The organism is Streptomyces sp. NPDC088733, assembly GCF_044751185.1.
Taxonomy (GTDB): domain Bacteria; phylum Actinomycetota; class Actinomycetes; order Streptomycetales; family Streptomycetaceae; genus Actinacidiphila.
The window spans coordinates 64000-75093 of the sequence record NZ_JBIVLH010000036.1 but is presented as its reverse complement, the minus strand read 5'-3'; the positions used below and the strand labels follow the sequence as shown (position 1 = coordinate 75093).

Annotated in this window: 10 protein-coding genes and 1 rRNA gene; 4 read left to right on the top strand and 7 right to left on the bottom strand. The window is 71.6% G+C overall.

Features of this window, described 5'->3' with window-relative positions:
- Window positions 1-82: ribosomal RNA gene (rrf, locus tag ACIP64_RS38420) — 5S ribosomal RNA — on the top strand; the annotation flags it as partial.
- A 66-nt stretch (window positions 83-148) separates the two neighbouring features.
- Window positions 149-655 carry a GNAT family N-acetyltransferase gene (locus ACIP64_RS38415; RefSeq protein ID WP_401596649.1) on the top strand — a complete coding sequence of 169 codons (507 nt, stop codon included), beginning with the start codon at window positions 149-151 and terminating at the stop codon, window positions 653-655.
- 83 nt (window positions 656-738) lie between these two features.
- On the opposite strand, the gene ACIP64_RS38410 is transcribed toward ACIP64_RS38415, so the two are convergent.
- The 7 genes from ACIP64_RS38410 to ACIP64_RS38380 form a co-directional block, all read right to left on the bottom strand.
- The gene (locus tag ACIP64_RS38410) at window positions 739-1527 is read right to left on the bottom strand and encodes a hypothetical protein (RefSeq protein ID WP_401596647.1); all 789 of its coding nucleotides are present in this window, start codon (window positions 1525-1527) and stop codon (window positions 739-741) included.
- Between the two features lie 123 nt (window positions 1528-1650).
- Window positions 1651-3207 (bottom strand): type IV secretory system conjugative DNA transfer family protein, encoded by a 1557-nt coding sequence (locus ACIP64_RS38405; protein WP_401596645.1) that lies wholly within the window; start codon window positions 3205-3207, stop codon window positions 1651-1653.
- A gap of 14 nt (window positions 3208-3221) precedes the next feature.
- Window positions 3222-4604, bottom strand: a complete 1383-nt coding sequence (locus ACIP64_RS38400; RefSeq protein ID WP_401596656.1) for an ATP-binding protein — start codon at window positions 4602-4604, stop codon at window positions 3222-3224.
- A 155-nt stretch (window positions 4605-4759) separates the two neighbouring features.
- The gene (locus tag ACIP64_RS38395) at window positions 4760-6310 is read right to left on the bottom strand and encodes an SCO6880 family protein (protein ID WP_401596643.1); all 1551 of its coding nucleotides are present in this window, start codon (window positions 6308-6310) and stop codon (window positions 4760-4762) included.
- On the bottom strand, window positions 6307-7599 hold the full coding sequence (locus tag ACIP64_RS38390) for a hypothetical protein (RefSeq protein ID WP_401596640.1): 1293 nt from the start codon (window positions 7597-7599) through the stop codon (window positions 6307-6309). The genes ACIP64_RS38395 and ACIP64_RS38390 overlap by 4 nt, the downstream gene beginning before the upstream one ends.
- Window positions 7589-8410, bottom strand: a complete 822-nt coding sequence (locus tag ACIP64_RS38385; protein WP_401596637.1) for a hypothetical protein — start codon at window positions 8408-8410, stop codon at window positions 7589-7591. Before ACIP64_RS38385 ends, ACIP64_RS38390 begins: the two co-directional genes overlap by 11 nt.
- Window positions 8411-8542: 132 nt before the next feature.
- The gene (locus ACIP64_RS38380; RefSeq protein ID WP_319140882.1) at window positions 8543-8851 is read right to left on the bottom strand and encodes a hypothetical protein; all 309 of its coding nucleotides are present in this window, start codon (window positions 8849-8851) and stop codon (window positions 8543-8545) included.
- A gap of 400 nt (window positions 8852-9251) precedes the next feature.
- Between ACIP64_RS38380 and ACIP64_RS38375 the strand changes: the two genes are divergently transcribed.
- Together ACIP64_RS38375 and ACIP64_RS38370 are read left to right on the top strand one after the other, a co-directional pair.
- The gene (locus ACIP64_RS38375; RefSeq protein ID WP_360910365.1) at window positions 9252-10193 is read left to right on the top strand and encodes a bifunctional lytic transglycosylase/C40 family peptidase; all 942 of its coding nucleotides are present in this window, start codon (window positions 9252-9254) and stop codon (window positions 10191-10193) included.
- A gap of 194 nt (window positions 10194-10387) precedes the next feature.
- Window positions 10388-11086, top strand: coding sequence for a phosphatase PAP2 family protein (locus ACIP64_RS38370; RefSeq protein ID WP_401596634.1), 699 nt, complete (start codon window positions 10388-10390; stop codon window positions 11084-11086).
- Window positions 11087-11094 lie beyond the last annotated feature (8 nt).

Below are 11094 nucleotides of genomic sequence, written 5' to 3'. Positions count from 1 at the left end.
CATTTCGAACCCGGAAGCTAAGCCTTTCAGCGCCGATGGTACTGCAGGGGGGACCCTGTGGGAGAGTAGGACGCCGCCGAACAATTCTTCAGCCTCAACCCCCGAGCTCATGCTCGGGGGTTGAGGCTTTTTTGCGTACCATCACGCCATGACGAACTATGCGATACGAGCCTCCCGTCCCGATGAATGGCGTGCCCAGCGGGCACTGCGGCTGGAAGCACTCAAGGACCCCGTGAGTGCGGTGGCGTTCGTCAGCACCTACGAGACCGAGGCGGGTTTCCCGGACGAGGTGTGGCAGGAACGGGCGCGGACGCAGTCGTTCATCGCGGAGAACGAGGCCGGCGAGCGGGTGGCGAATGTCGCGGTGCTCGTCGAGACCGGCGCCGAATACGACGTGCCGCAGACGCATCTGGTCGGGGTGTACGTACGGCCGGAGTTCAGGGGCGACGGGCCGGCCGCGGACTTGCTCGGGGCCGCCGTCGCATGGTCGTGGGGACTGCCGGAGGTGCGGCGGGTGCGGCTGTGGGTGCACGAGGACAACCACCGTGCACAGGCCTTCTACAAGCGGCTCGGATTCGTCAGGACCGGGCGGACGATGGCGTTCCCGCTGGACGAGTCCCGCACCGAGTACGAGATGGCGCTGGACCGCCCGTAGCGGCGGGACGCGGGACGCGGGCCGCGGAGCTGAAGGTGCCGCAGTCCGCGACCCGCTGTCGTCGATGTGCGGGGGTGTGCGGGTCAGCGCACGTCGACGTAGTCCGCGGCGGAGGCCGTCGCTCCCGTGGTGGGCGTGCCGCCGAAGTACCAGCGCCAGGAACCGTCGACAGAGGCCTTGACGGTCGTCTTCAGGGCGCCCTTGGTGCCGGTCTTCACGGTCTTGACGGTGGTGTAGGCGGTGGCGCCCTTCTTGAGGAACTGGAGCCTGACCGGCTGGGCGACGTAGCCCGTGGTCGAGTGCTTCACCCAGTCGGCACGGACGAGGCTGCCGGTGACGGTGATGGTCCCGCCCTTCTTCACCGGCTCGGGCGCGGCGTTGACCGTGGCCTTCGCCTGGCGCTTGACCTGCACGCTGCCCGCGACCGTCCGGTACTCCTGGGCGGCGAGCGTGCCGTTGGACTTGAAGAGGCGTATGGAGGCGCCGATCTTCCAGGTCGTGGCGTCGTTGTCGGAGTCCAGGCGGTACCGGGGTTCGATGTAGAGCTCACCCTTGCAGTTCCATGCACGGGTGCCGTCCTCGAGGCAGTCCTCGAAGTTCGAGTAGATCCCTCCGGCCTTGGCGCCCTTGTCGGCGGTGGTGCCGTGGTAGAGGAAGAGAACGACGGCGTAGCGCTCCGGATGTGCCGTGCTGTATCCGGCAGGGAGGGTGAAGTGGTACGACGTGGAGGGTGTCACCACCTGCGAGGTGCCCACCACGATCGGCTTGCCGCCGTTGACGACGGCCTTGGAGACGGTGACGCCGGTCGCCGCGGCCTGCGCCGCCGGCGCGGTGAACGCCGCCAGGGCTACCGCACCCGCAAGTACGGCCATGCCGGCTGTTCTGCCCGATCTCATGCACACCTCGATGTTGTCGTCGCGAACCCGGGTCCTCCTCGCATGCGCGGGGGACGGGCGGGACGCTATCAACGGGCGTGCGGCGAACGGCGGCCGGCCCTACGGCAGCAGGACCGCGTCCGGGATCTCGTCGAGGAGGGCCGGGGGCTGGGGGCCGAGGACGAGGCGGGCATCGGCGCGCTGCCAGACGGGGGAGCGCCAGGGGTCGCGGGCCTGCTCGGGGGAGCGGAGCACGGCCAGGGTGGGGAGGCCGCCGGCTGCGCCCGTGGCGAGGAGGTCCGGGAGTTCCGGGATCGGTGCCAGGGCGGCGACGTCGTCGAGGACGAGGGTGAGTGGTGGGTCGAGCCGACCGGCGGGTGACTTCGCGGCCATGCGCCGGCCGTGCTCGACCACGCTCGAGACGAGTGCGGTGAGCAGCGGCATCGCACCCGGGTGGGTTCGCGGGTCCTCGTTGGGTTCGCCCACCACGTACAGCGTGCCCAGATCCGTCAGGAATGACTCCACGTCGAGCGAGTCGGCGCGGCCGGGATTGCACGCGTCCCTGATGTGCACGGAGTTGAGCGACTCCAGAGCGCGGTGGACGAGGGCCTGGGCGGCGTCGCGGCGGTCGGCGTGGGCGTGGAGCACGGACTCCAGCTCGCCGCTCCAGCCGGAGGCGGCCCGGGTGTGGGTGCGCAGGATGCGTACGGCGTCCTGGCCGTTGGTGCCGCCCGCCCAGCGGTGGACCTGGCGGAAGGGCTGGCCGTCCACGGCGGCGGCATGCAGCCAGCAGCGCAGCAGGGTCTCGGCCGCGTCGTACAGGGCCGCGTCGAGGCTCGCACGGGGGCGTACGGGGAACAGCAGGGCCCGGGAGCGGGTGACGGCCGTGGGGACGTCCTCGCAGCCCGTGTGGGGCGCCCAGCGCAGCCGGGCGGGGGTGTCGACGAGGTGGGCCGGGTCGAAGACGTGGACCGGGCCGAGCTTGGCGCGGTTGCCGACGGTTTGGCGGAAGGTGTCGGGGTCGGCGGTGGTGACGACGACCGGGCCCGCGGCGTTGAGGACGGCGGGCTGGACCAGGCGCTTGCCCTTGTCGCCGCGGTGCGTCGCGAAGGCGGCGTAGGTGCGGGTGAGTTCGCGGTCGACGGAGACCTCGGCGGCCGCGGGGGGCTCGGCGCGGACCGGCGCGGCATCCACGGGCAGGTTCACGGGCGGGTCCGGCGCGGGGGACGGGGCCGGTACCGGCGCCGTGACGGGTGCGGCGGCCGGGGAGCTCTGCGCGGGCACTGTCGCCGCCGCCTTGGCGGCGGCGCGGCGGGCCGCGTGCCGCAGCCGGGTGCGGGCGATGGCGCCCATGACGAAGACGGTGAGCACGAAGAGCACCATCAGCTGCCCGATGAAGACCCCCCAGAACAGGCCCGAGCCGGGCAGGCCCGCCAGGGGGGCGGGGGCCCAGGCGCCCGCGATGTCGTGGGGCTGGGCGATGAGGTGGCGCATGGCCAGGGGGGTCCGGGTGAAGTGGACGTCGGCCGGCCAGGCGCCGTGGGACAGGAAGCCGGCTATCCCGGTGCCCGTCCACACCAGGATCGTCATGCCGAGCAGGAAGCCGATCACGCCGAGGATGAGCCCGTCGGGGATCCCGCCCTCGCGCTCCTGGCCGCTGTGGTGCTGTCTCGCCATGGTCAGGCCACCGTTCAGGCCACCGCGTCGTCGGCCATGTGTTTGTCGAGGGAGACCCGTGGCTCGCCCTCGTCCGGGTCCTCGCCGTAGTCGACGGAGCCCTCGGTCATGGCGCGGTCGGTGTAGACGAGGGGGCGTTCGGACTCGGTGATGAGGTGCTTGACCACCTGGACGTTGCCGTTGACGTCCCAGACGGCGATGCCGGGGGTGAGCGTGGGGATGATCTCCACCGCCCAGCGGGGCAGGCCCAGCACCCGCCCGGTGGAGCGGGCCTCGTCGGCCTTCTGGGCGTAGATGGTGCGGGTGGAGGCCATCTTGAGGATGGCGGCGGCCTCCTTGGCGGCGGCACCGTCCACGACGTCGGAGAGGTGGTGGACGACGGCGACGAAGGACAGGCCGAGCCGGCGGCCGAACTTCAGCAGGCGCTGGAACAGCTGGGCCACGAAAGGGCTGTTGATGATGTGCCAGGCCTCCTCGACCAGGAAGATGCGCTTCTTCCGGTCGGGGCGGATCCAGGTGTGCTCCAGCCAGACGCCGACGATCGCCATGAGGATCGGCATCGCGATGGAGTTGCGGTCGATGTGGGACAGGTCGAAGACGATGAGCGGCGCGTCCAGGTCGATGCCGGCGGTCGTCGGGCCGTCGAACATGCCGCGCAGGTCGCCGTCGACGAGCCGGTCGAGCACCAGGGCGACGTCCAGGCCCCAGGCGCGGACGTCCTCCAGGTCGACGTTCATCGAGTCGGCGGAGTCCTCCATGGGGTGCCGCAGCCGCTCCACGATGTCGGTGAGGATCGGCTGGCGGTCCGTCACCGTCTCGTGCACGTAGGCGTGGGCCACCTTGAGCGCGAAGCCGGAACGTTCGTCCAGACCGCGGCCCATGGCGACCTCGATGATCGTACGGAGCAGGGCCAGCTGGCCCGTCGTGGCGATCGCGGGGTCGAGCGGGTTGAGCTTGATGCCGCCGTCGAGGGCGGCCAGCGGGTCGAGCCGGATGGGAGTTATTCCGAGGGCCTTGGCGATCAGGTTCCACTCGCCGACGCCGTCCTCGCCCTGGGCGTCCAGGACGACGACCTGGCGGTCGCGGAAGCGCAGCTGCCGCAGCACGTAGGTCTTCTCCAGGGCGGACTTGCCGTTGCCGGACTCGCCGAGCACCAGCCAGTGCGGGGCGGGCAGTTGCTGTCCGTACAGCTGGAAGGGGTCGTAGATGTACCCCTTGCCGGAGTAGACCTCGCGGCCGATGATCACGCCGGAGTCGCCGAGGCCGGGGGCCGCGGTCGGCAGGTAGACGGCCTGGGCCTGGCCGGTGGAGGTGCGGACGGGGAGGCGGGTGCTCTCCACCTTGCCGAAGAGGAAGCCGGTGAAGGCGTCGGTGATCGCTGCGAGGGGGTCCAGCATGGCCATGGGTGGAGCGCCTCCTCGGCGTCAGCGGTCGTCGTCGCGCCCGCGGCGCGGGCCTCGGCTCGGCATCGTTGTCCCTGTCGTCCTTCCCATTGGTCCCGCCCCTGCGGGCGGGGCGTCAAGCGCGCACGGGCGCATGCTCGTCCTCACGGCTACCGGCGGATGCCGGTCGCGAACGGAAGCGTGTTGACGAACGCCCGGTGGTGCTCGCGGTCGCACCACTCCACCTTGAGGTACGACTTGCCCGCGGCGGCGCGGATCGTGCGCTTGTCGCGGGCGAGTGCCTCGGGGGAGCGGGAGGAGACCGTGATGTAGCCGACCAGGTTGACGCCGGCGGCTCCGGAGGCGAGGTCTTCGCCGCGCTGGTCGATACGGCTGTGGTGGGCGATGTCGCGGGGGTCGACCACGCGGTTCATCTTGGCGGCCCGGCTGGCGTCGGCGTCGTCGTTGGTCTTCTCGGTGAGCATGCGCTCGATGGCGACGTCGGTGGGTTCCAGGTCCATGCAGACGGCGACCGTGCGGATCACGTCCGGGGTGTGGACGAGCAGCGGTGCAAGGAAGTTGACCCCGACCGGGGTGAGCGGCCACTCCTTGACCCACGCTGTGGAGTGGCACCAGGGGGCGCGGGTGACCGACTCGCGGGTCTTGGCCTGGAGGTACGTGGGCTCGGTGGCGTCCAGCTCGGCCGGCCAGGCGTTGCGGCGGGTCATCGCCTGGATGTGGTCGATCGGGTGGTCCGGGTCGTACATCGAGTGGATCAGGGACGCGAGCCGGGCCTGCCCCAGAGGCTGCCGGACGCGGATGTCCGCCTCGGTGAGCCGGGCGCAGATGTCGGTCAGCTCGCGGGCCATGACCGCGGCGATGCCCGCGTCCTTGTCGAGCCCCTTGCGGCCGGCGCCGGCGGCGCGCGCGATGGCGTTGCCCTCGGCGGCCAGTTCGCGGCTGTAGTGCATGCAGGCCACGAGGTAGGCGCGGTGCTGCTCGGAGGAGGTCGACACCATGGACTGCAGCTGCTCGTACGAGTCCTTCAGCCACTGCTCGGCGTGCTCGTCGCCGCGCTGCGCGACGTCCTTGGCGTGCGCGTCGGGGTCGGCGGGCAGCGTGCGGGCCAGCATCTGCAGCCGGGTGACGAAGCCGTCGCCGTTGGCCACGTGCTTGAGCAGCGTGCCGAACCGGTCGACCAGGGCCTCCTGGTCCTCGCTGTCGCGCAGGCCGACGCCGGGGCCCTCGATCTCGATGGCCGCGGTGACCGTGCGGCGGTCGACGTGCAGCAGGACCGCGATCTCGTCCGGGCCGAAGGGGGCCGACAGCCAGGTGATGCGCCCGATGCCCGGCGGCGGCCCGATCTCGACCTCCCGGCCGTCGAGCCGGGTGCCCGCCTCCAGGGCCGCGGAGCGGTAGGTCGGGGCGGAGCGCAGCGTCCGGCGGTAGGTGCGGTTGATCTCGAACCAGCGGTAGAAGGTGCGGCGCCGGTAGGGCATGTAGACGGCGGCGAAGGCCAGCAGCGGCCAGCCCGTCAGGCCCAGGATGCGCAGCGGCAGGATCGGGATGAGCAGACCGGACATCATGCCCAGGAAGGCCCCCGCGATGATCAGGGCGATCTCGCCCGTCTCGCGGTTCTTGCCCACGATGGCGTTGGGGCGGGCCTTGCCGATCAGATAGGTACGGCGCTGCTGCGGGGCGGCATAGGGCTGGGACGTCACCGGCTTTCGCCTCCTGCTGTGGTGCTCTTGCCGCCGTTGCCGCGGTCGGGGTTGGTCCGCGGGGACGGCGTGGGGGCCGGGGCGTTCGAGCCGCCGTTCCGGCTGCTGTGGGCGGCGATGCCGCTGGGCACGGTGTTGGCGGGCTGGCCTCCGCCGCCGCCCGTGGGCTGCTCCTGGCCGCCGCCGCGGGTGCTGTGGGTCTTGATGCCCTGCTTGACGAGCGCGGCCGGCGAGGAGATGACGGCGGCCGCCTGGGACTCGGAGCTCGCCTTGCGGTTGCTGCGCAGGCTGGCCACGTCGTCACCGAAACCGGGGACGAAGCGGTAGATCATCGCGCTGGCGAAGATGGCCAGCAGGATGATGGCCAGGCCCGACACGACGGCGCCGAAGGCGGTGGGCCCGTCGGAACCGCTGAGCGCGCCTGCCAGGCCCAGCACGATCACGATGACCGGCTTCACCAGGATCACCGCGATCATGATCCCGGCCCAGCGGCGCACGTGGTGCCACATGTTCTTGTCGACCAGGCCGGAGTACACCGCGGTGCCGAGCAGGGCGCCGACGTACAGCAGGGCGGCCCGGATCACCAGTTCCAGCCACAGGACGCCGGCGGCGAGCACGGAGACCAGCGAGACCACGATCAGCATGATCGGGCCGCCGCCGATGTCGGAGCCCTTGGTGAGGGCGTCCGTGAACGACCCGAAGAACACATCGGTGTTGGCGGCCGTGCCGGAGGCGATGACCTCGGTGATGCCGTCCGTGGCGGACACCACGGTGTAGAGGATCAGCGGGGTGAACGCGGAGGCGATGACGGTCAGCCACAGGAAGCCGACGGCCTCCGTCAGCGCCTCGGTCAGCGGCACGCCGCGCACGGCGCGCTTGGCGACAGCCAGCAGCCACAGCAGCAGCGTGAGGAACGTGGACGCGGCGAAGACGACCGCGTACTGGGTCAGGAACGCCTTGTTGGTGAAGTCCACGGCGGCGGTCTTGGTGACCGCCTTCGACAGGCCGTCGATGACCCACGCGGCGGCGTCGGCGCAGCCCTTGGCGAGCGAGGACAGGGGGTCGAGCGGATCGACGACGGAGGGGGTGTGGCCGCCAGAACCGTCGCCGTTCTCGCAGTAGTCGCGTGCCTGGCCCACGATGTAGTCGCAGGCGCTCTTGGTGCCGCTGGGGCTGGGCGTCGGCGAGGGGGCGGCCGCGGCACGGGAGGCGGCCAGGACGAGCGCGGTCTGGGCGACCGTGACCACGGCCGTGACGGACAGCGCACGGCGGAGGCGGCTACCGGGCATAGGTGAAACCTCCGTATCCCTCGACCGCGTTGGCGATCTCGTCCGCGCTCGCCGCCCGGTTGTCGCCGTTGACCGGGGCGGGGCCTTCCTTCTGGCCCGACGACTCGATCTTCCAGTCCCCGTCGGCCCAGGTGAGTTGCTCGGTGATGGTGAACCACGTCTGGGTCACCGGCTTCGTCGATCCCTCACCGGCCAGGCCGACCAGTCCGGTGCACCACACCTCCACGGTGGCGCTGCCGCCGGAGAGTTCCGTCACCCTGGAACCCACGGGGATCGTGCGGGAGACGAAGGTGTAGCCGTCCGGGACGCTGCCGTCCTCGTTGAGGCCCACGTTCTGCAGGAAGTTCGGCGAGTACGCCCGGTCCAGGTCGGCCTGGAGACGGCCGACGACGTCCGGGGCGTGGATCGCCGCGACGATCGCGTGGCGCCGGTCCGCGGTGAACATGCCGTCGGAGCCGAGCGCCACCGCGTAGTTGGCCGCGGCGGACTGCGCGCCCTGGTCGGTACGGGAGTACCCCGTGGGGATGCCCGCGGACTTGCCGTCGACCGGGCGGGTGCCGGTCGCGGCGGTGGGCTGGGGGGCGGTGCCGCCGCCCGCGGCGCGGTTGCCGTTGCCGGAGCCCGCGGTTTCCCCGCCGTGGTCGCCGCCGCGGTTGACGAAGGCGATCGCGGCGATGAGGAGGACGACGACGCCGACGACGGTGACGAGGCTGCGCCCGGAGCGCGCGGGGCGGCGCGCCGGGACGCCGGTGCCGGCCGTGGACTCGGGGAGCCGGGTGCGCGTGGGCGGGCCGTCCGGGCCGAGGCTCATCGGGGGCTCGCCCCCTTGGGGATCGTCGGGTGAGTGGGCATCAGTACGCAGCCTCGGGTGGGGAACGGGGCCGGGACGGGCCCCTTGGGGACAGTGCGCAGGGGACGGGGCGGGGAGCCCGGAGCGCGGTCGCTAGACCGCCATCCCGTAGACGATGGTGAACAGGGTGCCGAGGGAGCCGATGATGAACACGCCGGTGAGTCCGGCGATGATCAGGCCCTTGCCCTGTTCGGCACTGAAGGTGTCGCGGAGCGCGGTCGCTCCGATGCGCTGTTTCGCGGCGCCCCAGATCGCGATGGCGAGACAGAGCAGAATCGCTACTGCCATCACCACCTCGATCATCACGCGCGCTTCGTTCCCCAGGGAGCCGAACGGCCCCCAGTCCGGGGCGATACCACCAATGATGGTGTTGATGTCGCCCTTGTCGGCCGCCAGGAACATGAGAACTCACCACCACGCTAGATCAGTTGGCATCCTCGCCGGGGCGCAAGGAGCCAAGGTCTATCTTGGCGGAGGATGTCGCCGTCGTATGTCGACTCAGCGACTTTCTCAGCCGATTCCCTCGTGTGATCCGGGCCGCAGCCGTCAAAATGGTCGCAGCGGCGTGCGAGCCGGTGTTCGATGGGACTTAGTTGACTACTCTGTGTATCACGGTGGTGAGCGGAGGGCAACGATTGGCGGCGCGCTGCCCGGGGATGCTTCCGGGGGCCTGGCGCTCCGTCACCTTCCGTGCCGGGCAGGCTGAGCGGGCGAGCACACGGAGAGGGTGGGGCGGGTGACGGCGGCGGGTCGTTCGGCGCGCAAGGCCTGGTGGCTGGCGGGGGTGGTCGGCGGGCTGTTCATGTCGTTCGTGACGCTGCTCGTCGTCGGCACGTACTTGGTGGCGGCCAACCTGGCGGGCGGCGGCGGGGGCGCGGTGGCGCTCGCCAAGGGGGCCGTGCCCGCGGCCTACCAGGGCATCGTGCAGAAGTGGGGGAATCTGTGCGACGCCATCAACCCGGCGCTGCTGGCGGCCCAGCTGTACCAGGAGAGCGGCTGGAACCCGCAGGCGCGCAGCCAGGCGCAGGCGCAGGGCATCGCGCAGTTCATCCCCGGGACGTGGGCCACGCACGGTGTGGACGGCGACGGTGACGGCGACCGCGACGTCTGGGACCCGCGGGACGCGATCCCGTCGGCGGCGTCGTACGACTGCGAACTGGCGCAGTACGTGAAGGACGTCCCGGGCGATCCGACGGAGAACATGCTCGCCGCGTACAACGCGGGCGCGTACCGGGTGATCCAGGCCGGCGGGGTACCGCGCATCCGCGAGACGCAGAACTACGTGCGGATCATCACCACGCTGGAGAAGAGCTTCGCGGCGCCGGTCGGCGCGGTCGCGCCCTCCCGGCAGGCGGCGGGTGCCATCTACTACGCGCAGGAGAAGCTGGGCACGCCCTACCTGTGGGGTGGCAACGGCACGGCGGACCAGGGCGGGCGCTTCGACTGCTCGGGTCTGACGAAGGCGGCGTACGAGTCGGTCGGCATCGAGCTGCCGCGCGTGGCCAACGACCAGTGGAACGCCGGGCCGCACCCGAAGCGCGACGAGCTGCTCCCGGGGGACCTGGTCTTCTTCGCCAACGACCTGACCGACCCGCGCTCGATCCACCACGTCGGGATCTACGTCGGCGGCGGGTACATGATCAACGCCCCGTACACGGGCGCGGTCATCCGCTTCGACAAGATCGACAGCCCGGACTACATCGGCGCGACGCGGGTGACGGCGGCGGGCGCGGCGGCGGTCTGACGGCCGGTCGCGGCCGCGGCGCGGGCAGGCTCCGCCGCGGCCGGCCGGGTCTCCCTTCGGTAACGTCCTGGTGATCATCCGGTGGAGACCGGAACGCCGCGTACCGTGCGGCTCGTTGGACGGGGGACAATGGCACTCCCGGCCTCGTGTCGTCTGTGTGCGGGGGTGCCGCGGAGACAGTTAGGGGTGCACCGGTGGCTGCGCTTTCACTGGACGGCTCCAACCCGGATGTCAGCCTGCTCCGTGACATCAACGGGCTCGCGAAGCACGCGCCGCGCTGGCTGGACCGCGCCGTGGAGGTCGTGGGCGAGTACGGACTCCTGCTGCTCATGGTGCTGGTCGCCGGATGGTGCTGGTGGCGGGTGGCGCGCCGCGGCGGTGCCGAGGCCCCGGCGGCGGTGGCGGGCGTGGTCTGGGCCGCGCTCGCGGGGGGCGTGTCGGTGCTGCTGAACGTCCCGCTGCGCAACTTCGTGGACCGGCCGCGCCCGTTCGTCGAGCACCAGGGCCTGGACGTGCTCGTCAGGAGCCGGGTCCACTTCTCCTTCGTCAGCGACCACGCGGCCGTGACGATGGCGGTGGCCGTCGGGCTCTTCCTGGTCAGCCGCAAGTGGGGGCTGGCCGCCGTCGGGATCGCGCTCGCCGAGGGCTTCAGCCGGGTCTACATGGGCGTGCACTACCCCACCGACGTGCTGGGCGGCTTCGCCCTCGGCACGGCCGTCGCGCTGCTCTTCGCACCCCTCGCGCTGGCCCTGCTGACGCCGCTGGCGTCCGCTGTGGCCGCTTCCCGGGCGGGGGTGCTCGTCCGGGTGCCCCAGCCGGCCGGGAAGGCCGCGGCGCGGCGCGGGGAGCCGTTCCCGGAGCCCACGGCCGCCGACAGGGATCTGGCGGCCTGAGGGCTCCC